The sequence below is a fragment of the Azospirillum oryzae genome (assembly GCF_008364795.1).
Lineage (GTDB): Bacteria > Pseudomonadota > Alphaproteobacteria > Azospirillales > Azospirillaceae > Azospirillum > Azospirillum oryzae.
This window is the reverse complement of record NZ_VTTM01000003.1, coordinates 292,502-319,125: the sequence shown is the minus strand read 5'-3', so window position 1 is coordinate 319,125 and position 26,624 is coordinate 292,502. Positions and strand designations below refer to the sequence as shown.

Here is a 26,624-nt window from a genome sequence, read left to right as displayed (position 1 = left end):
CGGATGGCTTTTCTTCCAGGCTCTCGGCCTGTCGGACCAGCCATTCGGCATCGGCCCATGAGTTCAGAATATGATGATCCGAAAGCGTCCACCAGTGCATGCCTCTTCATGGCTGATGGGACGAGGACGATTCCCTGCATCCTCGCGCCACTCAAAGCGCCACTCCAGGATGCATTTCGGACGGTGTAGATCTTGGAAGCCTCCCGCTGCCCCCCCGAAGGACGGTCTCCGTACACTCGGATTTAGGTCAGTGCCAGGAGGCGATAGTTCTCTCTACAGAAGTTCACCAAGATCGACCTGCATGAAGGCGTCGAGCCGGTATGGCGCCCCAGGGGCTGACGTAAACATTAACGTGCTCCGGCGGCACGGACATCATCGATCACCTGCTTCAGCAACCGCACGCCACGTCGGATGGCTTCCTCATCAAGGCTCGCGTAACCCATGACCAGCCCGGCGGCCGCTGGCTTTGGCGCGGCTGCGGCCGGGTCGAAGAGCGAACCGATGGCATAGATACCGAGACCGGCTGCGCGGGCCTTGGCGATCAGCATCTCCTCCAATGTCCGCGGCACCATGTTCAGCCAGACCACGACGTGAAGTCCGGCAGCAGCGCCGACGATCATGACATCGTTGCCGAAAGTGTCGGCCAAGGCTGCGAGAAGCGCCGCGCGGCGTTCTCCATTCCTGCGACGGATGCGCCGCACGTGCCTCTCGTAGGCCCCGTTCTCAATCAGGTCGGCCAGCGCCTCCTGTTCCGGCCCCGTGGTGTGCCGGTCCATCAGTCTCTTCGCCCGCGCAAAGACGGGAGCCATGGCCTCAGGGACGACGAGGTAGCCAAGGCGCAGGTCAGGCGAGAGGATCTTCGACACCGTGCCGAGGTAGATGACCCGGCGGGCATCGTCCAGCACCTGCAAGGCCGGAATCGGTGAGACGTCGAAGCGGTACTCGCCGTCGTAGTCGTCCTCGATGACATACCCGCCGCTTCGCTCGGCCCAGGCCAGCAGGTCACGGCGGCGCGCCGCCGACATGACAGCCCCGAGCGGGAACTGGTGAGAAGGCGTGGTGTAGGCCAGGCGCGCCGGGGGCAGCCCATCGGTCTTCATGCCCTCCTCGTCGACTGGGATCGGGACGACGTCGGCTCCCGCCGCCTGGAATACCTGCCGGGCGAGGCCATAGCCGGGATCCTCCATCAGGACCCCGTCGGCCCGGTTCAGCAGCAGCCGTGCACAAAGGTCGATGCCCTGCTGCGAGCCGTTGACGATGACGATCTGGTCCGGTTCGCACCGTATGGCCCTCGCCCTCCAGAGATAGCCTTGCAGGGCGACCCTGAGGCGCGGGGAACCGCACGGCTCACCATACCGCAGGCTCGGCCGCTTACGGAGCAGCGCGGCCGTGATCGCCCGCTTCCACATCAAGCGCGGGAAGTCGGCGCCCGCGATGTCGCCGTAGCGGAAGTCGACGGCCAGCGCCTCCCGATCGACATCGGCCGGGATAGCGAAAGCCGCTACCCGCTGGCCGTATGCGGATAGACCACCAACATGCTCAGCGCGCGACGAATGCTGCGGCCGAGGTGACGATGGGGAAAGCAATGGAGCGACCCTGGTGGCGGCTCCCTGGCGCGCTTCCAGGTAACCCTCGGCAATCAACTGATCATAGGCTGCGGTCACCGTGGTCCGTGACGCACCCCATTCGGTTGCCAAGGCACGGGTCGACGGCACCTGCGCGCCAGGAGCCAAGTCGCCGGAAGCGATCCGGTCCCGAATCGATTGGCAGATCCTGCGGGTGAGGCGGACCGGTAATGGGTGCTCCGACATATCGCTAAACTGGCCCAGCAAAAAGGTGGAAAACTGGATGTTTATCGTGAACCAGTTCCAGCCCATGGTCCAGCCCACGCCCTGACGTGGAGACACCCCGATGTATGTCCCGCCCGCATTTCGCGAGGATGATCTGCCGACCCTGCATGCGCTGATGCGGGAGACGCGCCTCGCCAACCTTGTGACCGCCACCGACGAGGGACTGATGGCGACGCCATTGCCGCTGTTCCATGCGCCTGATGAGGGTCCTTGTGGCACCCTCTACGGTCATCTGGCCCGCGCCAACCCGCAATGGAAGCAGCAGTCCCTAGGCGAGGCCATGGTCCTGTTCACCGGGCCGGAGGCATACGTCTCACCATCCTCGTACCCATCGAAGGAAGAGCATGGGAAAGTGGTGCCGACCTGGAACTACATCGCGGTGCATGCCTACGGCCCGGCCGAGTTCTTCGACGACGCGGATCGCCTGCTGGAGGTGGTCACGCGACTGACAGACCTGCACGAGGGTCGCCGCGCCGCACCATGGGCCGTCGCGGACGCACCGGTCGACTTCATCCGCGCGCAGCTGCGGGGCATCGTCGGGCTGCGGCTCCCGATCACGCGCATTCAGGGCAAGCGCAAGATGAGCCAGAACCGATCCGCCGAAGACCGAGCCGGGGTGGCTGCGGGACTCGCCGCCAGCGACCAAAACGCCGACCGGGAGGTCGCTGCCCTGATCCCAACCTGATCCAGCCTTCCCGACGCTTGTCGGCGCACATGCGGAACTCATCGCCTCCGATCTTGAAGCGGCGAGTTCCACCTTCAATCGGGCAGCTTGGGCATCTGCGCAAACGTGCTCACCAGCAAGAAGCCGGTTGCAGCGTTATTTGGCGCCCAACCCCGCCGGTTCGCGGGCAAGGCCGAGGGCGATTCGGGCCATCGCCAGCGCGCCCTCGCGCGAGCGGGCAGCGGCGATGAAGCGGTTCAGGTGGCAGAACACAGCATCCGACACCTTGGACACGCGGGCAAGTTCGGCGTCGCGCAGGCCTGCCCAGGCCGCGGGCAGCGGCAGCTTCTGGGCGAAGCTACCCGGCTCCGGCGGCATGCAGCCGACCATCCAAGCGTCGCCGCCCTTATCCGGGTAGACGGCGAACAGCACCGGCAGGTCTGCATCATGCGCCGGTCCCTGCCAGGGCATGCCGCGGTCGAGCTCCAGCACGCGCGGGTCGGCCGAGCGGGCATGCGCCTCCAGCACGATGTCGCGGGCGGCGATGCGGGCGCGGATCTGCTCGACGCGACCGTCGAGGAAGGCGCCCGCGATCTCGGCGGCCCGGGCGAAGCGCTCGTCCTCGGCCAGAGCCCGGTCGATCACGTCGGCATCCCAGGGCAGGTTCAGGACCTCGACCAGGGACGACAGAGCCATCCCGTCGGCGATTCGGGCCGCCCGGTCGAGGCCCTCGTCGCCGAAGTCAGGGACAGGGCGCTTGCCGTTGTCAGCTAGGTCGACGAGGCGAATTACCTGTTCGTCCATCTCCGTCCAGATCTTCCCGACGACGTTCTCGTCGCCACGTCCAGCCAGGATGGCGCGCACCGCGTCATGGCCGAAGGCGGCCCACAGCAGGCCCGCCGAGGAGTAGGGCGACCCGTCAGGACGCACCGGGGCACCGCGCTGATGGTGGTCGAAGCGCCCCCGCGTGGGATCGAAGACGCCGCCGACGTCCCAGACAATGTCAGCGGCCTCGATAACGCCCTGGTCGCGGGTGCGCATCAGCGTGGAGGCGGCCAGCGCCTCGGGCAGCAGGGCCCGGCACAGGATGGCGTATGCCAGCACCTCATCGCAGTGGAACGAGCCACCGTGGGTGACAAGCCGAAGGCACTTCGTCATGGTTTTCCTCCAGATGGATTCCAGGACAGCCCTCGGAAATCTGCATCTTACAGCCCTCTTTTAGGAGATGAACCATGGCCCGCACCATCGCAGAAAAGCGTGAGGCCTTCCTTGCACTCCATGAGGAGGGCTGCTTCATCCTGCCGAACCCCTGGGATGTCGGCAGTGCCAGGATGATGGAGCACATGGGCTTCAGCGCCTTGGCGTCGACGAGTTCAGGCTATTCCTGGTCGCAGGGCCGCCCCGAAAACGGTGTCGAACTCGACGATGTCCTGGAGCATCTTGGGAACCTCGTCCTCGCCACGGACCTCCCGGTGAACGCCGATTTCGAATCCGGCTTCGCCCACGATCTTGAGGAACTGGCTGCGAACATTCGCCTCGCGGTCGACGTTGGTGTCGCGGGCCTGTCGATCGAGGACATCCGCGCCGATGGCGGATCTGGCTTCTACGATACCGCCACATCCGTCGAACGCATCCGGACCGCGCGTGCCGCAATCGATCAGACCGGCGAGGATGTCATCCTGGTGGCGCGTACCGAAATCCTGCTGAGCGATCCCACGCGGGTATCCGAGGCGATCGACAAGCTGGTAGCCTTCGCCGATGCAGGCGCCGATTGCCTCTACGCGCCCGGCGTGATCGAGAAAGCCGACATTGCGAGCATGGTCCGCGCCGTGGCGCCCAAGCCGGTCAACCTGCTTGTGATGCGCCCGGACGCCACCCAGGCTGAGATCGCCGATCTCGGTGTGCGGCGGATCAGCGTCGGCGGCGGGCTGGCGCGGGCGGCCTGGGGCGCGGTCATGCGCATGGCGGAAGCGATGAAGGTCGGGTCGTTCAAGGGACTCGCATCCGGAACCTCAAATAAGCAACTCAACACAATCTTTGGCCGCGGAGATTGACCTGCCGCACCTTCATCCTCGATGTCGTCCCATTTATCCCCTACCTCTGCGTCGGCATCTCTCTGCCCCTGCTTCGACTGTTCGTGGCCGGAGACCTCGACCTCGGCAAACTCTCGGCAGGGGCTGGGTGTCGGCAGCGCCTTCCTCGCCACCATCCTCACATGTGGGTTCGCCGGAACGCTCTTGGATCGATGTGGTGCGAAGCCAGCCGTCAGCCGGGGACTGGTCTTCAACGTAGCGAGTGGGCTGGTCTCGATAGCCGCCGAATGCTGTCTCGGGCATCACGGCACAGGAGCCAGACTAAAACCTCGCTCTGTGCTCCGAGTTAGAGCCGCGCGCCACCCGCAAGAAACTGGAAATGCATTTATTCCTCTTTGACCCGCGGTTTCAGCCGCTAGGCGCTCTCCAAACCCGTTCATAAACCAGCGAAATTGCTGACCGATACATTTCCAATCCCGCGCTTGCCAACCGTCGCACCAGAGTCATTCACAAGGATTTCATAGCATTGAAAATCTCAGACAGGCGCCACGAGATTTCTTTGTCAACATAACTGCGGAAATATTCTCACAACCAGACCGTAATCATTTCGGATGGTGCAAATTTATGCTGACTATCACCCAATGGAAGTTTCCGGTAGCATGGCTCGCGGCGTTACAGATTCAGGATTGACATCCGAACACTTGAGGAACATTATCCCGCCTATGGATGACAGGAGGGATAAATGTCCTATCATGGAGCCATCATCTTACAGATGTACCGGTGCACCGCAGATGCCTCGGAACTGATGCGCGACGAGCCGGTCATCTGCCGCAATGAAACCGACGCTTGGAGCCGCATCGAGCGCATGATGGCCCGACCTCGGTATCGGGGAGCGCATATCCTCCGCACCAACGCCAACGGAACCCCGGTGGAGATCCTGGCCCACATTGGGCAGGTCCTGCCCATCAGCAACCTCCCGGACCTCTGATCGCCCGCTCAACAAGTCGACAGGAGGGCATCTCATGGAAGCGATCGAGGGTGAACGTGTCGCAGGCTACCTGATTCTGACGGACATAGAGGGGCGCCGCCACGCCCTACGGGCCTCCACAGTGCTGGGTATCAGCGAGGCCGACGACTTCGGCGACGAATGCCTGCTTCAAATGCCCGGCGGTCGCTTGTTGCGGGTGAAGCGCTCCCTGGACGAAATCCTGACTTGGTTGTGCTGAGCAGAACGAAGGTTCCCTGCCTCCGTGACGGTCTGAACCGATCGCGTGCAGGTCGAACTTGATAGCAAGGACAAAACCCATGTTGACAAGGATCGACAGCCGAGGGTACAAAGTGATCATGTCGAATCGCGCCCCCGCATATCATTGCTCTCTAGTCAGCCCGGTGGCTGGCTCGCGCGCCTTTTTCGGCATCATATCGGCCTAATCCCCTGCTTTGAACCTGCCGTCGGCTTCTGACGACGGCTTGCCACGTTCACAGTGGATTGGCGTCCTATGCGCAAATTCAGCCCCCTTGCACCTTTCGGTGCCACCCCTGAGCTTGGCATTTTCAAGCTTCAGGCCACGCGCTGCCGAAAACTCTTGCGCAGCCCTCAGAAGCCGAAGAAAGCGCCCACCAAAGAACGCAAACCCGTTCTGCTCTTTCCGAGCATGAAGGCTGGCCTGATCGGCGCCCGACGGTACTGGTACATTGACCTATTTTACCTGCTGGACGCTGACCCGGTCGTGGTGTCGTACACCACCGAAACGACACAGATGGTCTTCGGATCCGACGGCGCGGCGCGTACTCACCGGCCGGACATCGTGGTCGAGGAGCGGTCCGGCCGCCTTGCCCTCAGCTTGCTGCTCGAAGCCGAGGCCACCAACCCCGATAACGTCCACGGCATTGCCGTCCTGAAAGAACTCTACTCCGAACGCGGGATGCGGTTCCAGGTCATCACGGATGCCGACCTGAAGGGGTCCTCTCGGCTCAACAACGCGAAGACCCTGTTCCGGCACCGCGACATCCCCTTGCCGAGCACGATGAGCTTCGCTTTGGCCGCTGCGGTGGCGCGTGGCCCCTTGCCAACGCTCGGCGCTGTGCATCAAGCGCTGGGCGGAACCAACGAAGCCTGGATAGCGGTGCTTGGCCTGGTCGCCCGAGGGTTCATCGAGGCCGACCTCGGCATTCCGCTCGGCTCATCCACCCGAATCATCCGAATCGTTGGCGATGGAGTACGCTCATGACCGCCCAGCGTTTGCGCAAAGACCAATTCGTCGCCATCGACGGGAACATCTTCCAGCTTCGCCGGGTAGTCACCCGCCAAGCTGACGGTGCCCGTGCCTACCAGTTCGAGCATCCCGAGACCGGCGAAATCATCACCAAATCCATTGCCGAATACGAGCAGGGCTTCGTCGAAGGCACCATCGAACTGGCGGAGGATCCGGCCAAGGCATTGGATCCCGAGACCAAAGCGTTGCTGAACGTTGACTTCGGATCTGTGCCGGAGACCATGCGCAAGGCGGCCCAGCGTATCTTGCCCTACGTGCGCGGCTTCCATGACCGCTGCATCCGCAGCAAATCCAAAAAGCCGCTTACAAAATTCATCAATGAACTCGCCGCGGAGATCGGCGATACGCATCCGCCCGCCTGGAACTCCTTGTGCCGACATCTGGGCCAATGGGAAAAGGCAGGCACTCGCGACGTCCGCATCCTGGTTCCTAAATATCACAAGCGTGGTCCCAGACAGCGCCAGATGCACCCGTTCATCCAGGAAAAGCTGACGTGTGCAATCAACGAGGTCTACCTCACGACTTCCAAGAACAAGGCAAAGCATGTCCGAGCGGCGCTGTTCGAGGAGGTCAAACGCTGGAACGCTGAACACGGTCCCGAACAGCAGTTGGCCTGTCCGGCGCTGCGAACCATCCAGCGGGCCATCAAGGACATCGACCAGTACACGAAAGCCTTGAAGCGCTTCGGCAAGGCCTACGCCGACCATCACTTCAAAGCGGTCATGGTCGGTCCCGAGGCCAAAGACCTACTCGAGTTCGTGGAAATCGACCACACGCAGGTCGACCTCAAGGTGTTGGATGACGAAACGGGTTCGGTCCTGGGGCGGCCATGGATCACGGCGGTCATCGACCGCTACAGCCGGTGCATCGTCGGCTTCTACATCGGCTTCACCCCGCCCTCGGTCACGTCGGTGATGATGGCGCTACGGCACATGATGACGCCGAAGGAGTACGTGAAGCAACGTTACCCTGAGGTGCAATCCGAGTACCCGTGCTGGGGCGTGCCCGATCAGGTCATCTGCGACCATGGCGCCGAGTTCCACAGCGAGAGCCTCATTGAAGCCTCCCAACAGCTGGGCTTCACGATGACCTACGCCCCGGTCGGTTGCCCGGAGTTCAAAGGCAAGATCGAGCGCTTCTTCCGAACCGCCAACGAGAATGTCGGCCACACAGTCACCGGTACCGCTCATCCCGGTGTGCGGGATGCCTTGGTCGCGAAGACGGCAGGAGAAACGCAGATGCCGTTCAAAGTCTTCGTCGCTCGCTTCCACCGCTGGGTGCTCGACGTCTATCACCGCAGCGTTCACGAGGGCATCGTTGACGTCCCGTTACGCCGGTGGAAGGAGGCCGAAGCCCGTCGCGAACCGCGCCGCCCTCCGTCTATGAAGTCTCTGAATGCTCTGCGCCCGAGCGATAACGTCGCCATCACTCGTCAAGGCATTAAGCGGGGGCGTCTGCGCTGGAACAGCCAGGAGCTTCAAGCCATTCGGACGCTTCCCGATTTTAAGGCGCAAGACACCGTAAAGATCCGCATCAATCCGGATGATGTCCACACCATCGAGGTCATCCATCCGAAGTCCGGTCAGCCGTTTACCGTCGGACCTGCGGACCCGAACTTCCCGACGGGTATTACGCTGTTCCAATGGGAACGTGCCGTGAGCTTGGCCAACTCCCGAGCCTCGGGGGCAGTCAACCACGACATCATCATGACGACGCTGAACGACCTGCGCATCCAGGCTGACCAGCTTCTCCGCCAGAAGAACCGGTTCCACACGAAGAAAGTAGCCCGCTTCAAGAACATCGGCATGCAGCCCGGAGACTTCACTCCCAAGGATCCGGCCGATGGCAACGCTACTCCCGAGCCTGCGAACGAAATGCCTGCCTTGAGTGCACAGGAGGTCGCCGACCCCATGCCGCCGTCGGCTCCACCAGCACAGGCCTGGGCGACGAAGATCCTGCGCAAGAACAATCCTTCAACCATCTGAGGCCCGTCCCATGACCACCGAAGACAGCAAGAGCGCCCGCATGCGCGCCGTCGAAGCCATCCGAGCTTGGTATGTCCGCTACCCGGGGCTTGAGACCATCCGACAACAGTTCGACCGCATGCGCGACCGCGACAATTCCCCTGGCGAATCGGGATGCATGCTGCTGCATGGCCCTTCACGGTCTGGAAAAACGCGCCTCATCACGGACTATGTCGAAGACCACCCGCCTGTTCGTGGGGAAGACGGCGACCGCCAGGAGGTCGTTTACATCAAGGCGCCCTATCCGTGCACCCCGAAGAACCTGATGGAGCAGGTTGCCCGAGATCTTGGGCACCCGCGCCCGAACGCCATCCGCACCGGCCGTTACGGACGGGGTGGGCGCCTGTTCGACACCATGGACGTCGTGCTGAGCTATGCCCGTGAACTCGGGCTACGGCTCATGTTCATCGACGAGATCCATCAGATGATCGACCAGAAAAACAACCGCGCAGTGATGGATGGCGCGACGCTGCTCAAGGACCTCGTGAACGAGGCCACGTTCTGTCTGGTGGTATCCGGCACCTCGTCTGCCAAGCGCATTTTCGAGTGCCATGAGGAACTGCGCGGGCGAATGCTGGGGAACTTCGAACTCCAGCCGTTCCAATGGTATGATGTGGACCGGCGGGCCACGTTCATCACCTTGCTCGAGCGCCTCGATGGCGAGTTGCCTTTCGAGCGCTCCGGACTGGCCGACGACGATATGGCGGTGCGCATCCATGTCGCCTCGCGCGGTCTCATCGGTGAAGTGGCCAAGCTCATCGAGAACGCGGGGATCCTGGCGGTTCAGCAAGACGCCCCGCGCATTTTGATGCGGCACCTCGCCGAGGCCTTCGAGATGGCGGCTCTGGAAAAGGGCGGCGCCAACCCGTTCCTCGGCCCGACTCCCAAGCCGCAGAAGCTGGATGCACTACCTCCGGACGGCCTGATCATCCGCCATCCTGGGATGCGCGGTGACGAGGTCTTCCGCCCGTAGGAGTTCCAAATGTGCCCGCTCCGCCTACGCATCCGTCCAGAGAGTGGGGAGAGCTTGCCCGGTTTCCTGGTGCGGCAAGCGGAGCGCGCAAGGCTTCGGAGCGTGTCCGAACTCGCCGCCATCGCAGGCCTGCGCCAGCCCAGCTCGACGGTTTCCAACGACGACCTTACCCCTCTCGCTTTCCTGACCGGCATTCCATCCGACCGCCTGGACGCGATGGCCTATCGGCCAGTCGACGGTGGGCGGCACCGATACCTGGGCAGCGCCATCGACCGCGACCTGATCGCTCTTCGACCACGGCGGGTCTGCCCCGTGTGTCTGAAGGAGACGGGTTTTCACCGCATGGAATGGGACTTCGCACCCGCCACGGCCTGCCTTCGCCACCATTGCCGATTGGAAACGTCATGCCCGTTGTGCGGTCGGCGCTTCGGCTGGGAACATCCGTCGTTGACGGAGTGCCCTTGCGGCGCGTCGATCACAGCCCTGCTGCCACGGATTATACCTGATGCCGTGGTATCCGCGCTCAGCGACCTCTACGCCATCACCAGTGGCGCCAGTTTGCCATGGATACCCCCGGAGCTTACCGACTGCACGCCTTCGGATCTCCTGAAGGCGACGCTGATGATCGGGATGGTGGTCACTGGATGGAACGGGCGCCACCGTGTGGCGTCGATGGTCGCCGCCGGGGTCGAGGCCGTGGACGCCATCATGGTCGCCGGAGCCAACGGGTTGCACCGGTGGCCCGCGTCCTTAGAAGAGATACGTCGGACAGGAATTCGTCCACCATGGGTCTGGGCAGGCTCAGCGCCCTATCTGCTGCACCTCCGTAGGGTAATTGGATGATGGAGTCCATTATCGCCAGACTCTGGCACTCATACTTGTGATCAAATTCCTGCTCTTAAAGTAGCGCACTTCATTAAGAACGGTTAATAAAATCTTACTGCGCCAAAAAATGCAATTGCCCGGCTGGCAGAGGTTGCTAATATTGTGGCCCATTTGAATTGATGAGATGGTTGCAATGATTTCAAATAGCTATGGATTGTGTGAGGATGATTTTGAGATTGCTCATGATCCCGCAGAACGATGGCTCATCCGGCTTCCCACCTCCGACGGCGGAGTCGTTGTCATGGAAGTACGGCAGCGGGAATACCTCGTTGGCCCAAAGTGCTTTTTTCGAGCCGAAGCTCGCCCGATTTGGACGGAGTTCGCCGAGCAGCCATATTTTGAAGAGGAACGGAGTTTCATCCGCTGGCAGAACGCCGTCCAAGCAACAATCGACACCGTCAAGGGAACAGTCAAGTTCGGCCCCACGGGACACATCATTATGCATCCGCACGGATGCGGACTCGGCTCCTATCTCATGAACCGCGTCATTCGTTGGCTAAAGGGCAACTTCGCCGACTTCCAGGTTCTACATGGTGATCTCGCAGCATGGGATGCTAAGGACGAAACAAACAGAAAGCGGCGAAACCGTTTCTATGAGTCCCATAATTTTGACTTTGATTGGATAGAGGAAGGTATCTCGGGATACTTTTTCAAATCCCGAGCCGGTGACCTTATGGAAAGCGATGTTTCTAAGATTTCGGAGTTTTCCATTGACGACCTTGCCAAAAACTACTGCAAATCAGCTAGAGAAGCAAATAAACTATCTAACTCTCTTACCGCATCCAAAAGGCATCGAGTAGAATTGGAAAATTATGTTGCTAAACGAAACAACTATCTAACTATTATGTGCATTATTTCTTTTCTCCTTATCGTTTTTCCGGATCTGACAAGGAAAATCCACGATTTGGCCCTAGCATTAGTCAACATGCAGAACGTCTGAACAATTTTTTGATTCTCGACATGCTCAGAAAGCAGGTGTGGGAATCTGACCACCACCGGGTCAGAGGCAATCAAAATGCTTGCCCTGTCTGGGGTTGATGGGCTTCGACGCTGGCCAGTCTCGATCGACGACATGGTTCGCAATGGGCGTCTGCCGCCGGGACTGTGGCCGGGGACATCAAGCAGTCTGTTTGTCTGTCGGGCACACCAAAGTCCGAGCCAGTCTATAAGGGCATACCATCCGGTCGCTCTATTTCAACAGTTGATGACAACAGCAACTGTCGAGGCGGTCGGAGCAAAAAAAGATTGAATGTTGTGTATTTCCTTGGCTTTGTCGCGCAAACGGAGCCTGCCAAGGATTTCAGAAATTGTTGTCCCGACTGCGCTTTCGTGAAACGCCTATTGATGGCGAGAGCCTACTCGGGTTCCTATGGCGGGTTGCCGCCCGGAACTGTGCCACCTTGGGAACACTGCACGGTACAGCCGGGATCACCTATCGAACGAACAGCCCAACTCATCATGCTCTTGAGCGCTTGGCTGACCTAACAGGCGTAGCAGTCAACGTGCTCGACGAAATGTCCTGCCGAACCAATGCTCCGAGCCGGACACGCCGGTTCGGCAAGCATATTCTCCCCCGCCGCCTTGTGTCCTGGCAGCGCCGCCGCTTTTGCCCAGGCTGTATCGCTGAATCGCCGCACCACCGCGCCATCTGGGACATCTCCTTAGTATCCGCCTGTCCGCTTCACGCCTGTCGCTTGGTATTCCAGTGCGATGCCTGCGGAAAGTCCTTGGAATGGCTGGGCGATAATCTCTGGACCTGCCGGTGCGGACGAGATTTCACAAGAATTCCGGCAAAGTCGATCGCGCACGCGGATCTTGTTGGTACTCAGGTCGTCTATGGCATGCTCGACCAACCGTCGTTCAAGGCGGAAGTCCAAGAACTGAGGGTGATATTGCCCTTCGCGGACCTCGATGTCGGGCAAGGACTCGATCTGCTACACAGTTTAGCCATGACGCGTCCGGCACTGGCGCATTGGAGCGTTCCGGGGGATGAGGCTGACGAGAACGTGCACCTGGCCTTGAATGAAGCGCTCGAAGCGTGCCGCAGGTGGCCGACCGGAATGGAAGCGTTTCTAGCCTCGGCTGCTCAGCGCTTTAATGACCCAGTGCGGATCTGGGTGAGAGCACTGCCGAGCGGCGTCGGCGAGCAAGTAAAGTCAGACCTGCTGGAATGCTTGGCTACACCGGAGAATGAACAGCCAAAAGAGGCGCAAACCGTTTCTATAAAGGAAGCTGCGCCAATCTTGGGAATCCCTGTGGCGCGTCTCCAGCGCGCCCATAATGTTTGCACCTTCCTGAGCGGAAAACGTATGCGTGGTATGACGCGTGCTCCGCTGTTGCGGTCTCTTGTGTTCAAGCTTCTCTCGTCTACAGAGCGCCTACTGACAAAGTTGGAAGCCAGCGAGATCTTAGGCGTCCCACCCATGACATTCGAGGCCATCGTGCAAGCCGGACTGGTACTGGACGTAACCGGCAAGGCGCCGAGTTCCGGAACTTTGTACGACTCCGCAGAGGTCCACCGCTTCCTCGATGAGGTCCTCGAGCGCCTTATTGTTAACCCCGCACTCGATCGGGGCCAGGAGGTACGTCTCGGTTCGAGTACGACACAACCGGCGTTACATGGCAGACGCTGCATCCCAGTCCTGCGTGGAATTCTTGATGGGCGCCTGCGGTGCGCCCGGGTCGACGAACAAGCAATCGGCCTGCATCGCATCGTCCTCAACGCGATTGAGACATCCAGGTTCATCGCAAGCGAAAGCTGATCTCGGGGACACGCTCGACAGCTATCCCGCAGGCGATGATGACTCGCATGAACCGCTGCATTCCCGTCGGGCCGCATCATTCCACTTGAGCAACGCCCCTGAAAGGGGCTCCAGACGCGATTTCTGATCCAGACAGCGTCCAGTAGGACGACAACGGACTCCGCCATGGATCCAACATGTTCGGTCACCATGATAGGGGGGCGATATTCTTTCAATCATACCCCATCACCATCTGCCAGCTTCGCCTCCTCCCTTCCCTCGGCCTCAATCATGTTGTCTACAAAAGTCGTGGGCGTGGTCATCGAGATCAGCGGCGACGCAGGGGCCGCTGCCGTTCCCGCATAGCTTGGCCTTCATCAGGAGTGGGTCGATCAGCAGAAGCATCCTCTCCTTCGCTGGTGACGTCGAGCGAGGATGCGGTCGAGGTTGGCAAGGATCGCCGCCTGCATTGAGGTGGCTTCTGCTGTCAGCGGCGCGAAGAGAATGTTGCGCCAGCAACTTGCCGTCGGCATCTCGCTTGTTTATGGTCTCCCGCGCGTTCAGGGGAGCACAGCTATGAGTTCTGAGGGATTTGTGTACGACGCGTCTCCGTACGTGGTTGACGGAACCAAATGGTTCGTATGCAGGGGGCGGTGGGGGCTGCCCTCGCGGTCCTGCCGGTCGCAGATGGAAGCCGAAAGCGCCGCCGAAGACATCGACGAGGAGTTGGACCTTCTCGATTTGGCGATGAACGAGCACGTACCGCCGGATTGGCGGCCAAAGGGAAAAGCGAAAGGAAAGTCGGCGATCCGCGTCCTTGATCCGGAAATTCCAGAGAGCTATTGCGTCTGGAAGGTTGCGCCGACCGGCTTCGTCGTTGGAGACGATAATGGTTTGCTGCCAGGATGGTTCAAGACAGCAGAGAATGCCATCCAAGCAACCTTAAGTTATGCCGCGCGTCGCCCTCCAGGTCTCTAGTTCCTGGCTGCGGGTAGGCTTCCCGCGAAAGGCAAGAGCCTGCTCTACCCAAATCTCAGTTGGATGATCCCAATTAAGGATGCTGAAGGGGCCGTTCGCATCTTCGTACGCGATAGCTTCCGCGAGCCACTGCCTCATCTCGTCCATCTCGGCGACCTCATCGACAGTGCCTTCTGTTTCAACAAGCTCCCCAAACACTTCCAGCGTCCGAAGAAGTGCCCAGCAGTTGCGGGTTTCATGCCTTGAGTTCCGCAGCGAACACAATGCGCGTTCGGCCGTCTGGGGGACTTCGCAGACATCGGGCAAGGCTGCCCACTCCTCGTCGGTCATTTCCGGAGCGGCAGTCAGGGAGACGGTGTCTGGCATCTTGTTTCTCCACTCTACCCGCGGCGGCGAGTCATTGGGGTATCTTCAAATGATGGATCACGTCGGCTTCTGTTCGCCAGACTGTTGATCCTGTGGAGGGGCGTCGATGCGCTGCGCCCGGGTCGACAGCAAAGCCATCGGCTTGCGTCACATCGTCCTCAACGCGATTGAGACATCCACATTCATCACAAGCGAACGTTGATCTCAGGAATCGTGTCGTTTGCTGCGGGATGTCTCATTATTCGTGTCGCGGAGTCTCAAGAATAATGTCGCTGACCTCCGCAGAATCAATGGGTTAGCAGGCCACGAGTCTCGCTAATTCTGTCGCAGGACAACCGCCACCTTCGACGGACCGGAAAAACCCTTGCGATACGAAGGGTTGCGCCGGTCTCCACCGATATGGTTCGGCCTCGCAGATGGTTTGTGTGACAAGTGAAGGCCGGACCACCGGATTGTCATGGTAGCATTGTGCCGGTCGCGTGGCCCGATCCGCCGGCCGCGCTCTCCTTCCCTCCGCCATATGACCGGCCGCGCCATTGCGCCCGGCCCCACCCCCGCCCTATGCTGATATATCACTCAAGATCACATCGGGAGAACGCCATGCAGCCGCCCTACCTTGCCGCCGACCGGCGATACGACGGCATGAGCTATCGCCGCACCGGCCGCAGCGGGCTGGACCTGCCGGCCATTTCGCTGGGGCTTTGGCAGAATTTCGGCGGTACCGACGTGTTCGCCACCGGGCGCGCCGTGCTGCGCCGGGCCTTCGACCGCGGCGTCACCCATTTCGACCTCGCCAACAACTACGGCCCGCCGCCGGGCTCGGCGGAGGAGAATTTCGGCCGCATCCTCGCCACCGATTTCCGTCCCTACCGCGACCAGATGGTGATCTCGACCAAGGCCGGTTACGAGATGTGGCCCGGCCCCTACGGCAACTGGGGCTCCCGCAAATATCTGGTCTCCAGCCTGGACCAGAGTCTGAAGCGGATGGGTCTCGACTATGTCGACATCTTCTATTCGCACCGCGTCGATCCCCGCACCCCGCTGGAGGAGACGATGGGCGCGCTCGACCACATCGTCCGCCAGGGCAAGGCGCTCTATGTCGGCATCTCCTCCTACTCGCCGGAGATGACGCGGCGGGCGGCCGGCATCCTGAAGGATCTCGGCACCCCCTGCCTGATCCACCAGCCCTCCTACTCCATGCTGAACCGCTGGATCGAGGGCGGGTTGCTGGAGACGCTGGACGATCTCGGCATGGGCTGCATCGCCTTCTCGCCGATGGCCCAGGGCATGCTGACCAATAAGTATCTCGGCGGCCAACCTGCCGACGCCCGCGCCGCCAAGGGCGGGACCCTGCGCGCCAACTTCCTGTCGCCGGAAAACCTGGAGCGCATCCGCGCGCTCGACGCCATCGCCCAGCGGCGTGGCCAGACGCTGGCGCAGATGGCGGTCGCCTGGGTGCTGCGCGATCCGCGCGTCACCTCCGCCCTGATCGGCGCGCGGAATGTCGAGCAGCTCGACAACTCGCTGGACGCGCTGAACAACCTGTCCTTCACGTCGGAGGAGCTGGCGGAGATCGACACCCACGCCGTCGCCGACGCCGGCATCAATTTGTGGAGCGCGTCCTCCTCCGCCGAAGCCGGCTGAGCATCACCGCCTGAGAAGAAGGTTGGGAGGGACGGCCCCGGCCGCCCTCCCCCACCCTTCAAGCGGTTTCAGCCGGGTTGGCCGGCCGCAAGACGCCCCAAAATCGCCGCATGGCTGCGGATGCCGTTGCGCAGGCATTTCAGCTCGAACTTCTCGTTCGGCGAATGGATGCGGTCGTCGTCCAGTCCGAAGCCGACCAGGATGGTGTCCAGCCCCAGATGCTCGCGGAACCAGCCGACGATGGGGATCGACCCGCCGCCGCCGATCAGCACGCCGTCGCGCCCCGTCGCCTCCTTCAGCCCGCCGCGCACCGCCTCCATCCACGGCGTGTCCGTCGGCACCTCGATCCCCGGCGACGAGCTGAAGCTGCGGAAGCCGACCGTGCAGTCCGCCGGCAGCCGATCCTCGAAGAAGCGACGGACCGACGCCTCGACCGCCGCCGGGTCCTGGCCGGGCACCAGACGGCAGCTCAGCTTGCACGACGCCTTGGCCGGGATGACCGTCTTCGACCCCTCGCCGGTATAGCCGCCCCATATGCCGTTGATGTCGCAGGTCGGCCGGGTCCAGATCCGTTCCAGCAGCGTCCGCCCCGCCTCACCGTGGCTGCGCGTCAAGCCCAGCGCACCCAGGAACTGCGCCTCGTCCAGCGGCAGCCCACGGATCTGCGCCCGCAGTTCGTCCGGCAGTTCGCGCACGCCGTCATAGAACCCATCGAAGCGCACCCGCCCGTCGGCATCGTGGATCTGGCCCAGGATGCCGGTCAGCACATTGATCGGGTTGGGCACGGCGCCGCCGAACAAGCCGGAATGCAGGTCGTGGCTCGGGCCCGTAAGGGTGGCTTCCAGATAGAGCAGGCCGCGCAGCCGGGTGGTGATCGCCGGGGTGTCGACGTCCCAGGCGTTGGTGTCGGTGACCAGGCAGAAGTCGGCTTGCAGCTCGTCCGCATGCTCCGTCAGGAAGCGCGGCAACGACGGGCTGCCGGTTTCCTCCTCGCCCTCCAGCAGCACGGTGGCGCGGATCGGGATGGAGCCGTGGACGGCGTGCCAGGCCTCGAACGCCTCCATGAAGGTCATGGTCTGGCCCTTGTCGTCGGCAGCCCCGCGGGCGACGACGCGGCGGCCCCGCTCGGCCTCGACGATCACCGGATCGAAGGGCGGACTGTTCCACAGCTCCATCGGGTCGGCGGGCTGCACGTCGTAATGGCCGTAATAGAGCACATGCGGCGTCTTCACCCCCTCCGGCCCTGGGCCCGGCCCCGGATGATGGGCGACCAGGATCGGGTGGCCGGGAGTATCGTGGATGGTGACGGCGAAGCCCATCGCCGTCAGCCTGTCGGAACACCAGCGGGCGGCGCGGCGGACCTCGCCGGCATAGGCGGGATCGGTGCTGACCGACGGAATGCGCAGCAGCTCGCAAAGCCGGCCGACCGACTCCTCGAAGGACTCGTCGACCTTGCGCAGAACGGCATCGACAGGAAGCATGACGGCCTCTTCTCGTTGATCGTAGACGCACGCGAGTGCCCTCTCCCGCCCCGGGAGAGGGAGCGACTTACCCCCCCAACCCCGCCAGCAGCTTGCCCAGGATCGGCTGCCCCACGGCCGCCCCCAGCGCGAAGCCGGCGAGCAGCCCGATCACCAGCCCGATGACGCCGGCCCCCATTCCGCCGCCCGACCGCGATCCGCCGCGTTCCGCCTGCCGCGCCCCGTTGCCCCCGCCCGACGGCTCGTCGCCCTCGTCGATGGAGGAGGCGCGGCGCGCGCTGTAGGAGGTGTCGGTCGCCTCGTGCCACGCCTGGATGCGCTCCAGCGCCGGCTTCAGCTGGGCGTCGTCGGGGGTGCTGCCGCGGCCATGGACGATCTCCCAGGCCAGCGCGGCGAAGCGGCTGGTGGTCCGCCCGTCCGGCGTGAAGATCATCGCCGGCATGCGGCGGTAGGTCGCCTTCACCACGTCCACGTCATAGGGGAAGGCGGTGCGGAACATCTGCTCCGGGAACTCGTTGCGCAGCTGGTTCAGCGATTCGCGCCCGACCTCGTCGTTGGTGATCGACAGCATCAGGATGCCGGCCAGCGCCAGGCTGGGGTTCAGCCCGTTCTGGATATGCTCCACCACCTGCAGGGTGCGCCGCAGCCCGTCCAGCGCGTAGCGCCCCGGAAACACCGGCACGATCAGCCGGTCCGACGCCGCCAGCGCGCCGGCCGCCAGATGGCCCAGCGCCGGCGGGCAGTCGATGACGACGTAGTCCGGCGGGTTGCGCGAGAAATGCAGGGCCTTGCGCAAGCCCCGTTGCGAACCGCCGCGGCTGTCCAGCGCATGTTCCAGCGAATAGAGCTTGCGCGCGCCGACGATCATCGACAGCCCGTCGAAGGCGGTCGGGGTGATTGCGTCCTCGACGAAGGTTTCCTTGCGCAGCAGGTCGTTGATGCCGACCTTGGCCTTGTCGCGCAGCAGGAAGTTGCTGGTGGCGCTGCTCTGCGGGTCGAAATCGATCAGCACGACGTTCTTGCCCAGCGCCGCCAGCGCCAGCGCGAGGTTCACCGAGGTGGTCGTTTTGCCGACGCCGCCCTTCTGGTTGTAGACCGCCAGGATGGTCGGCTGCCGTGTCTCCGGCGTGTCGAAGACGTCTTCGTGACTGGTCATGTCCATTCCGCTTCGCCGTTTCTGCGGCTATCCCCTGCCCCGCACCCTTTGTCCTGATCCAGGGTTTCCCAGGGCTGGAGCGCGGGCGCACTATAAGCGCCGGGCGCGCCCAAGTCTCCCCACACGTTCGGGGGTTGCGGACGGCCATCGGAGGGCGCTTGCCGCATTCCTGCACAACCGATGCGCAAAGTTTCGGGTCGCCTCGAAGGGCCGCTCAGGTCCACATGGTGACAAACAATCCCGAGGGAGGACAATAGGATGACCACCGAACTTCAGCACCTGATCGGCGGCAAGCTGGTTTCCGGAACGTCGGGGCGGTTCGCCGACGTCTACTCCCCGATGACCGGCGAGGTGCGCGCCCGCGTGCCGCTGGCGAGCGTGGAGGAGATGCGCGCCGCGGTGGAGAACGCCAAGGAGGCGCAGCGCGGCTGGGCCGCCACCAACCCGCAGCGCCGCGCCCGCGTCCTGATGCGCTTCCTCGACCTCGTCCAGCGCGACTATGACGAGCTGGCGCTGCTGCTGTCGCTGGAGCATGGCAAGACCATCATCGACGCCAAGGGCGACATCCAGCGCGGGCTGGAGGTGGTGGAGTTCGCCTGCGGCATCCCACACCTGCTGAAGGGCGAGTTCACCGACGGCGCCGGCCCCGGCATCGACATCTATTCGATGCGCCAGCCGCTGGGCGTCGTCGCCGGCATCACGCCGTTCAACTTCCCCGCCATGATCCCGATGTGGAAGTTCGCCCCGGCCATCGCCTGCGGCAACGCCTTCATCCTGAAGCCGTCGGAGCGCACGCCGGGCGTCCCGATCAAGCTGGCCGAGCTGATGCTGGAGGCCGGCCTGCCGCCGGGCATCCTCAACGTCGTCCATGGCGACAAGGTGGCGGTGGACGCCATCCTCGACGACCGCGACATCAAGGCGGTTGGCTTCGTCGGCTCCACCCCGATCGCCGAATACATCTACAACCGCGGCTGCGCGGCGGGTAAGCGCGTGCAGTGCTTCGGCGGCGCCAAGAACCACGCGCTGGTGATGCCGGACGCCGACCTCGACCAGGCGACCGACGCGCTGATCGGCGCCGGCTTCGGTGCGGCGGGCGAGCGCTGCATGGCGATCTCCGTCGTCGTGCCGGTCGGCAAGAAGACCGCCGACGCCCTGATGGAGCGTCTGATCCCGCGGGTGGAAGGCCTGAAGGTCGGCCCCTCCACCGACAGCAGCGCCGATTTCGGCCCGCTGGTGACCGCCGAGCATCTGGCGCGGGTGAAGTCCTACGTCGATCTCGGCGTCAAGGAAGGCGCCAAGCTGGCGGTCGACGGCCGCGAGTTCAAGATGCAGGGCTACGAGAACGGCTTCTATATGGGCGGCTGCCTGTTCGACGAGGTGAAGCCGGACATGCGCATCTACAAGGAGGAGATCTTCGGCCCGGTCCTCTCCGTCGTCCGCGCCGACTCTTACGAGGAAGCGCTGGCCCTGCCGAACGACCACGAGTACGGCAACGGCGTGGCGATCTTCACCCGCGACGGCGACGCCGCCCGCGACTTCGCGTCCCGCGTCGATGTCGGCATGGTCGGCATCAACGTTCCGATCCCGGTTCCGCTCGCCTACTACACCTTCGGCGGCTGGAAGCGCTCGGGCTTCGGCGACCTGAACCAGCACGGCCCCGACGCGGTGCGCTTCTACACCAAGACCAAGACCGTCACCTCCCGCTGGCCCTCGGGCGTCAAGGAAGGCGCCAGCTTCGTCATTCCGACCATGGATTGATGGGCGTAACATTCCCCCTCCCGCCTCCGGCGGGAGGGGGGTTACACGAGGTGACGCATGTCCTTTGAACTGACCGAAGACCAGATCGCCATCCGCGACATGGCGTTGTCCTTCGCCCGCGACGAGCTGGCGCCCAACGCCGTCGAATGGGACCAGAAGAAGCATTTCCCCGTCGACACCCTGCGCGCCGCCGGCGAACTCGGCATGGGCGGCATCTATGTGTCGGAAGACCATGGCGGTTCGGCGCTGAGCCGCTTCGACGCCGTGGTGATCTTCGAGGCGCTGAGCCAGGGCTGCCCGACCATCGCCTCCTACATCTCCATCCACAACATGGTGGCGGGGATGGTGGACAATTTCGGCAATGACGAGCAGAAGGCCCATTGGCTGCCGAAACTCTGCACCATGGAATGGCTCGCCAGCTACTGCCTGACCGAGGCCAACGCCGGCTCCGACGCCGCGGCCTTGCGCACCAGGGCGGTGCGCGACGGCGACAGCTACATCCTGAACGGCGCCAAGCAGTTCATCTCCGGCGCCGGCAGCTCCGACCTCTACCTCGTCATGGCCCGCACCGGCGAGGACGGCCCCGGCGGCATCAGCGCCTTCCTGCTGCCGAAGGACACCCCCGGCCTCTCCTTCGGTGCCAACGAGCACAAGATGGGCTGGAACGCCCAGCCGACCCGCGCCGTCATCATGGAGGACGCCCGCGTCCCGGCATCCGCCCTGCTGGGTCAGGAGGGGATGGGCTTCAAGTTCGCCATGAAGGGGCTGGACGGCGGCCGCATCAACATCGCCGCCTGCTCCATCGGCGGCGCCCAGGCCGCGCTCGACAAGGCGCTGACCTACATGAGTGAGCGCAAGGCCTTCGGCCAATCGCTCGACCGCTTCCAGGCGCTGCAGTTCCGCATCGCCGACATGGCGACGGAGCTTGAGGCCGCCCGCACCTTCGTCCACCGCGCCGCCTCGGCGCTGGATGCTGGCGCCAAGGATGCGACGCGTCTGTGCGCCATGGCGAAGCGCTTCGCCACCGACACCGGCTTCGAGGTGGCGAACAACGCCCTGCAGCTGTTCGGCGGCTACGGCTATCTGGCCGATTACGGCGTGGAGAAGATCGTCCGCGATCTGCGGGTCCACCAGATCCTGGAAGGCACCAACGAGATCATGCGCCTGATCGTCTCGCGCAGCGAGATCGGGCGGATGTCCTGACCCAACACAGCACCTAGTCCCCTCTCCCCGCTATCGGCGGACCAAAGGTCCGCCTGTCGCGTCAGCGCAAACGAAGTTTGCGCGTGAGCGGGGGGGAGAAGGGGAAGCACCATAAAAACCAAAGCAACGGGAGACGCGACGATGGCGGTGATCGGTTTCATCGGATTGGGCAACATGGGCGGCCCGATGGCCGCGAACCTCGTGAAGGCGGGGCATCAGGTGGTTGGCTACGACCTCGTGCCCGCCGCCATCGACGCGGCCAAGGCGGCCGGCGTCACCATCGGCGACAGCCCCGCGGCCATCGCCGCCGCGGCGGAGGTGGTCATCACCATGCTGCCGGGCGGCCGCCACGTTCTGGGCGTCTATGACGGCGACACGGGCATCGTCGCGGTGGCGCGGCCGGGCACCTTGCTGATCGACTGCTCCACCATCGACGTCGATTCCGCCCGCAAGGCGCATGCGCTGGCCGCCGCCAAGGGCGCCGCCTCACTCGACGCGCCGGTGTCGGGCGGCGTCGGCGGTGCGTCGGCCGGCACGCTGACCTTCATGGCCGGCGGCGAGACCGACGCCTTCGAGCGCGCCCGTCCGATCCTGGAAGCCATGGGCAAGAAGATCGTCCATTGCGGCGGCGCCGGCGCCGGCCAAGCGGCGAAGATCTGCAACAACATGATCCTCGGCATCTCGATGATCGGTGTCTGCGAGGCCTTCGTCCTGGCGGAAAAGCTGGGCCTGTCGCATCAGGCGCTGTTCGACGTGTCGTCAACCTCGTCGGGCCAGTGCTGGTCGCTGACAAGCTATTGCCCGGTCCCCGGCCCGGTGCCGGCCAGCCCGGCCAACCGCGATTACCAGCCCGGTTTCGCGGCGGCGCTGATGCTGAAGGACCTGAAGCTGGCCCAGGAAGCGGCGCAGAGCGCCGGCGCCCCCACCCCGCTGGGTGCGGCGGCGGCGCAGCTCTACGCCATGATGAACGCCCAAGGCGAAGGCGGCACCGACTTCTCCGGCATCATCCGCATGCTGCGCGGCGAGGGGTAAGTCAGCCGGTAAATCAGGCCGCGGCAAATCAAATGGTCGGCGGGGGCAGGAACAGCGCCTGCTCCCGCCGCACCAGATCGGCGATGTAGTCGGCGGTCATCGAAATCCGCGCCAGCGAGCGCAGATCCTCGTGCACGATCAGCCAGAAGGACCGGGTGATCGTCACCTCTTCCGGCAGCACCTGCACCAAATCCGGCTCGCCGGCCGCGATGAAGGCGGGCAGCATGCACAGGCCGGCGCCGGCCAGCGTCGCTTTCAGCTGGGCGACGAGGCTGCTGCTCTTGATGCGCGGCGCCACCTCCCCGATGGTCTCGACATAGTCCAGTTCGGGCGCGAAGATCAGGTCGTCGATATAGCCGATGAAGGAATGGCCGCGCAGGTCGGCGCGGCTGCGGATCGATGGCCGCGCGTCCAGATAGGCGGCGGTGCCGTACAGCCCCAGCCGGTAATCGGTCAGCTTCCGCGCGTAGAGCCGCCCTTCCTGCGGCCGCGACAGGCTGATGGCGATGTCGGCCTCGCGCTTGGACAGGCTGAAGACGCGCGGCATGGCGACCAGCTGCACCTCCAGCTCCGGGTGGCGTTCACAGAGCGCGCCGATGCGCGGCGCCAGGAAACAGCTGCCGAAGCCGTCCGGCGCGCCGATCCGCACCGCACCGGCCAGCGAAAGGTCGCCGTCGGCCACCATCCCCTGCGCCAGAAGCGCCGCGCTCTCCATCACCTCGGCGGTCTGTTTCAGCCGCTCGCCCTGCGGCGTCAGGGTAAAGCCGCTGGGACGGCGTTCGAACAGGGTGACGCGCAGCGCGTCCTCCAGCGCGGTGATGCGGCGGCTGACCGTGGTGTGGTCGGCACGCAGGCGCTGGGCCGCCGTGGTCAGCGTGCCGGCGCGGGCCACCGCCAGGAAAAAGCGCAGGTCGTTCCAGTTGAAATCGGCCATGTCGCCGGCGCCGCCGTCCATTCTCGCAAGGGAAACAGGGGCCGAACTGTCCCACCAACCCGCCCGCCTGACAAGAGCGCCAACCCGCCCCTGCGACAACGCCGCACCCGGCACCCTGCCCCACCGCCGAAAGAGCCCGCCCGGAAGGAGTACCGCGTCTCCCGGACACCGCCCCCATTTCGCGCGGACGAACAGGCGCGCTGATGCGTTTATCTGTTGAGAGACGCGAGCGCGACAATCGAAAGGACGGAGGATGCCGGGCGAGGGCCGGACGACGACCGGAAGCGGGGCAATGATGGCGGCGGCACTCGCGGCCCTGCTTGCCCTGTCCGTTGCAGGACCGGCCTCTGCGGAACCGCTGCTGTACGCGCCGGAGACCGCCAGCCCCCTGCCCTCCCCCGCTCCTCCGGAGCCGGTGGCCGCACCGCCGGGCGCCCCGGTCGCTGTCGCGGTGCAGGCGCCGAAGCGGCCGCAGACCGACGCCTTCGACTGCTGGATTCTCGACCCCAACCGGCTGGAGCGGGCGGCCGACCGCGGCCTGTGCAGCGACGCCTTCGCCAGCGCACCGGAGACCGCCGCTTTACCGGACGCCCCTCCCCCGCCGGCGGTCACGCCGCTGCGCAAGCCGAAGGCCCCGAAGCGCCCTGTGCGCAGCGCCGGCCGCCAGTCCAGCCACAGCGAGGCCCACGAGATGACGACCTCCGCCGCGCGGGCATCCCGCAACGGCGGCGGCGTCGATTTCTTCGGCAATTTCCAGCGCGACTTCGGTGCGTTGACCGACCTGCTGAGCGGCGGTTCGTCCCCCGGCCGCGGAGGCAGCCGGAACGGCATCGCCTCCCATTCGTCACACGGTCACTGAAGCCGGATCAGGCCGCGCCGTCCGTACCGGGACCGATGTCCTCCGCCTCGACGTCGATGGTGACGCCGGTGCGGCCGGATCGGCCATGGTCATGCTCCGGGTCGATGCCATGGTCGCGGCGCAGCTCGTCGCGGACCTCCGCCATGCGGGCGCGCAGCCGGGCGTATTCGGCCAACAGTTGCCGGCGCCGGTCGTTCGGCGTCACGTCCTTCGGCGGGCGCAGCGACCGCTTGAAGTCGATCAGCTGCCGCCGGGTCACGTCGGGACGGATCAGCCCCTGCGCCTTGGCGCGTTCCAGTTCGTCCGGCGTCATGGTGACGATCTGGTAGGCGACGCTTTCCGCCCCCGGCAGCACCTCCAGCGACAGCCGGCCGGTGTCCACCGCCTCCGCCACCGCGCGGAAACGGAAGGCGGTCTCGACCGAAAACGGCATGTCGCTCTCGATCATCGCCTCGAAGTCGCCATGCGGCAGGATTTCCTTGGCGCGGTTCAGGTACCGGCCGATCGACAGGAACTCCTTGCGGCTGCGGTTCCAGTGATAGCGGATCTCCTGCGCGAACTCCTGCCGGGTGTGGCAGGGCACGATGGCGTCGCTGATGTCGGACGCCCGGCGGTCCGCCTTCGACGGCGCCACCGCCGTCCCTGACCGAACAGGGGTAGACGCTACCTCCGGCTTGGCCGCCGGCGGGGGAGCGGCCTTGCCCTGCTCCGCCACCTTCTTCATGAAGGACTTCACGTTGGCCATGCTTAAATCCCCAGCTCGTGCCGGATGAAGTACCAGGCGCCCAGGCATTCGTCGGCACCGTTCACCGCGCCGACATCGACAATGGAACAGCCGATGTCGTCGACCCGGTGCATGTCCTCGATGTCCGGCACCTCGTGCGGCACCAGCCGGCCGACCCGGCCCAGCTCCAGCTTGGCTTCGCGCAGGCTGACCGACCGGCGCTTGACCCGGTTCAGCAGGAAGGCGGCGGGGCGGCCGTAATCGCGCAGGAACTCCATCCAGGGGATGACGCTCATCTTGTCGAAGCGCCCGACCCCGGTCGGCACCAGCACCAGATCGGCGCGGCGCAGCAGGATCTTGGTCGCCTCCGGATACAGCTCCACCGACGGCGGCGTGTCGATGAACACCACGTCGTAGCGACCGGGGTCGATCTGGGCGAGCGCGGCGTCGATCTCGTCCAGCGTCCCTTCGTAATGGTCGATGGCCGCCACGTCGTGCGGACGGCGCAGCTCGTGCCACTGCCCCAGCGTGCGCTGCGGATCGAAATCCAGCGTCGCCACCCGCATGCCGTCCTTGGCCGCGGCGACGGCGGTGTTCTTGCAGCTGGTGGTCTTGCCGGTGCCGCCCTTCGGCGCACTGTACACCACCCAGCGCGCCGGCTTCGGCGCGGCTGCCTTTACCGGCTCTCCGGCACCCTGGGCCGCTTGCCTGCCGCTTGATTTCCCTAACGATTTGCCCGCAGACTTCCTCGTGGCGACGGCGGTCGGATCGGCCATCTGTTTCCCCTGCATCGCGTGCCAGTCTACTTGATGGCCTTCTTATTAGCGGATCGGCGGACGGCTCGAAAGGGCAAAGGCGATACCTGCGCCATGGAAATAGGCCATCTCTGTACCGCGAAATCCGTTACCGGTAACGCCTGCCGCCCCGGTTCCGTTACCGACATCCGTTACCGGTAACGCTTCCGGTGCCTGCACGCGCACAACCTCTGTTGCCGGCACGAAACATTCCGTCACCACTTTCGGGATTTCCGTACAGCCGCCGGG

General features: G+C 64.1%; 24 protein-coding genes and 1 pseudogene. 17 read left to right on the top strand and 8 right to left on the bottom strand.

What is annotated here, in order from left to right; genetic code table 11:
* Positions 1-347 precede the first annotated feature (347 nt).
* The gene (pdxR, locus tag FZ938_RS12965; protein WP_246799015.1) at positions 348-1,907 is read right to left on the bottom strand and encodes a MocR-like pyridoxine biosynthesis transcription factor PdxR; all 1,560 of its coding nucleotides are present in this window, start codon (positions 1,905-1,907) and stop codon (positions 348-350) included.
* A gap of 4 nt (positions 1,908-1,911) precedes the next feature.
* Here pdxR and FZ938_RS12960 point away from each other — a divergent pair, with 4 nt between their 5' ends.
* On the top strand, positions 1,912-2,535 hold the full coding sequence (locus FZ938_RS12960; RefSeq protein WP_149198899.1) for an FMN-binding negative transcriptional regulator: 624 nt from the start codon (positions 1,912-1,914) through the stop codon (positions 2,533-2,535).
* Between the two features lie 135 nt (positions 2,536-2,670).
* On the opposite strand, the gene FZ938_RS12955 is transcribed toward FZ938_RS12960, so the two are convergent.
* Positions 2,671-3,672, bottom strand: coding sequence for an MYG1 family protein (locus tag FZ938_RS12955; protein ID WP_149198898.1), 1,002 nt, complete (start codon positions 3,670-3,672; stop codon positions 2,671-2,673).
* Positions 3,673-3,746: 74 nt separating this feature from the next.
* Between FZ938_RS12955 and FZ938_RS12950 the strand changes: the two genes are divergently transcribed.
* From FZ938_RS12950 to FZ938_RS30800, 11 genes and pseudogenes are all read left to right on the top strand, one after another.
* Positions 3,747-4,568, top strand: coding sequence for an isocitrate lyase/PEP mutase family protein (locus FZ938_RS12950; protein ID WP_149198897.1), 822 nt, complete (start codon positions 3,747-3,749; stop codon positions 4,566-4,568).
* Between the two features lie 721 nt (positions 4,569-5,289).
* Positions 5,290-5,535 carry a hypothetical protein gene (locus FZ938_RS12945; protein ID WP_149198896.1) on the top strand — a complete coding sequence of 82 codons (246 nt, stop codon included), beginning with the start codon at positions 5,290-5,292 and terminating at the stop codon, positions 5,533-5,535.
* Positions 5,536-5,569: 34 nt separating this feature from the next.
* Complete coding sequence (locus tag FZ938_RS12940) at positions 5,570-5,773, top strand: hypothetical protein (RefSeq protein ID WP_149198895.1); 204 nt, start codon at positions 5,570-5,572, stop codon at positions 5,771-5,773.
* Between the two features lie 273 nt (positions 5,774-6,046).
* On the top strand, positions 6,047-6,778 hold the full coding sequence (locus FZ938_RS12935) for a hypothetical protein (RefSeq protein ID WP_149198894.1): 732 nt from the start codon (positions 6,047-6,049) through the stop codon (positions 6,776-6,778).
* Positions 6,775-8,808: an integrase catalytic domain-containing protein gene (locus tag FZ938_RS12930; protein WP_149198893.1), complete on the top strand. Its 2,034-nt coding sequence runs from the start codon at positions 6,775-6,777 to the stop codon at positions 8,806-8,808. Before FZ938_RS12935 ends, FZ938_RS12930 begins: the two co-directional genes overlap by 4 nt.
* A 10-nt stretch (positions 8,809-8,818) precedes the next feature.
* On the top strand, positions 8,819-9,820 hold the full coding sequence (locus tag FZ938_RS12925; protein ID WP_149198892.1) for a TniB family NTP-binding protein: 1,002 nt from the start codon (positions 8,819-8,821) through the stop codon (positions 9,818-9,820).
* 9 nt (positions 9,821-9,829) lie between these two features.
* The gene (locus tag FZ938_RS12920; protein WP_149198891.1) at positions 9,830-10,663 is read left to right on the top strand and encodes a TniQ family protein; all 834 of its coding nucleotides are present in this window, start codon (positions 9,830-9,832) and stop codon (positions 10,661-10,663) included.
* Between the two features lie 166 nt (positions 10,664-10,829).
* On the top strand, positions 10,830-11,645 hold the full coding sequence (locus tag FZ938_RS12915) for a hypothetical protein (RefSeq protein WP_149198890.1): 816 nt from the start codon (positions 10,830-10,832) through the stop codon (positions 11,643-11,645).
* A gap of 367 nt (positions 11,646-12,012) precedes the next feature.
* Positions 12,013-12,390: pseudogene (locus FZ938_RS31530) on the top strand (TniQ family protein); the annotation flags it as partial.
* A 42-nt stretch (positions 12,391-12,432) separates the two neighbouring features.
* Positions 12,433-13,467, top strand: coding sequence for a hypothetical protein (locus FZ938_RS12910; RefSeq protein ID WP_246457277.1), 1,035 nt, complete (start codon positions 12,433-12,435; stop codon positions 13,465-13,467).
* Between the two features lie 666 nt (positions 13,468-14,133).
* A complete protein-coding gene (locus FZ938_RS30800) occupies positions 14,134-14,424 on the top strand; it encodes a hypothetical protein (RefSeq protein WP_211101049.1) in 291 nt (96 codons plus the stop codon).
* Here the strand turns inward: FZ938_RS30800 and FZ938_RS12900 are convergent.
* Positions 14,389-14,790, bottom strand: coding sequence for a hypothetical protein (locus FZ938_RS12900; RefSeq protein WP_149198888.1), 402 nt, complete (start codon positions 14,788-14,790; stop codon positions 14,389-14,391). The genes FZ938_RS30800 and FZ938_RS12900 overlap by 36 nt on opposite strands.
* Before the next feature lie 600 nt (positions 14,791-15,390).
* Here FZ938_RS12900 and mgrA point away from each other — a divergent pair.
* Complete coding sequence (gene mgrA / locus FZ938_RS12895; RefSeq protein ID WP_149198887.1) at positions 15,391-16,434, top strand: L-glyceraldehyde 3-phosphate reductase; 1,044 nt, start codon at positions 15,391-15,393, stop codon at positions 16,432-16,434.
* A 68-nt stretch (positions 16,435-16,502) separates the two neighbouring features.
* Here the strand turns inward: mgrA and FZ938_RS12890 are convergent, their stop codons facing one another.
* Together FZ938_RS12890 and FZ938_RS12885 are read right to left on the bottom strand one after the other, a co-directional pair.
* Entirely contained in the window at positions 16,503-17,915 is a 1,413-nt protein-coding gene (locus FZ938_RS12890; protein ID WP_149198886.1) for a M20/M25/M40 family metallo-hydrolase, read from the bottom strand.
* 67 nt (positions 17,916-17,982) lie between these two features.
* The gene (locus FZ938_RS12885) at positions 17,983-19,071 is read right to left on the bottom strand and encodes a ParA family protein (RefSeq protein ID WP_281399500.1); all 1,089 of its coding nucleotides are present in this window, start codon (positions 19,069-19,071) and stop codon (positions 17,983-17,985) included.
* 258 nt (positions 19,072-19,329) lie between these two features.
* Between FZ938_RS12885 and FZ938_RS12880 the strand changes: the two genes are divergently transcribed.
* The 3 genes from FZ938_RS12880 to mmsB all read left to right on the top strand — a co-directional run bounded on the left by FZ938_RS12880 (position 19,330) and on the right by mmsB (position 23,064).
* On the top strand, positions 19,330-20,829 hold the full coding sequence (locus FZ938_RS12880; protein ID WP_149198884.1) for a CoA-acylating methylmalonate-semialdehyde dehydrogenase: 1,500 nt from the start codon (positions 19,330-19,332) through the stop codon (positions 20,827-20,829).
* A gap of 57 nt (positions 20,830-20,886) precedes the next feature.
* Positions 20,887-22,032, top strand: coding sequence for an isobutyryl-CoA dehydrogenase (locus FZ938_RS12875; RefSeq protein ID WP_149198883.1), 1,146 nt, complete (start codon positions 20,887-20,889; stop codon positions 22,030-22,032).
* 141 nt (positions 22,033-22,173) lie between these two features.
* A complete protein-coding gene (gene mmsB, locus FZ938_RS12865) occupies positions 22,174-23,064 on the top strand; it encodes a 3-hydroxyisobutyrate dehydrogenase (protein ID WP_149198881.1) in 891 nt (296 codons plus the stop codon).
* A gap of 28 nt (positions 23,065-23,092) precedes the next feature.
* Here the strand turns inward: mmsB and FZ938_RS12860 are convergent, their stop codons facing one another.
* Positions 23,093-23,998: a LysR family transcriptional regulator gene (locus FZ938_RS12860; protein WP_149198880.1), complete on the bottom strand. Its 906-nt coding sequence runs from the start codon at positions 23,996-23,998 to the stop codon at positions 23,093-23,095.
* 253 nt (positions 23,999-24,251) lie between these two features.
* On the opposite strand from FZ938_RS12860, the gene FZ938_RS12855 reads away from it, so the two are divergent.
* Entirely contained in the window at positions 24,252-24,857 is a 606-nt protein-coding gene (locus FZ938_RS12855) for a hypothetical protein (protein WP_149198879.1), read from the top strand.
* Between the two features lie 7 nt (positions 24,858-24,864).
* Here FZ938_RS12855 and FZ938_RS12850 read toward each other — a convergent pair whose 3' ends face one another.
* Positions 24,865-25,602, bottom strand: a complete 738-nt coding sequence (locus FZ938_RS12850; RefSeq protein ID WP_149198878.1) for a DUF3102 domain-containing protein — start codon at positions 25,600-25,602, stop codon at positions 24,865-24,867.
* Positions 25,603-25,604: 2 nt separating this feature from the next.
* Positions 25,605-26,357 carry a ParA family protein gene (locus tag FZ938_RS12845; RefSeq protein ID WP_246457275.1) on the bottom strand — a complete coding sequence of 251 codons (753 nt, stop codon included), beginning with the start codon at positions 26,355-26,357 and terminating at the stop codon, positions 25,605-25,607.
* Between the last annotated feature and the right edge of the window lie 267 nt (positions 26,358-26,624).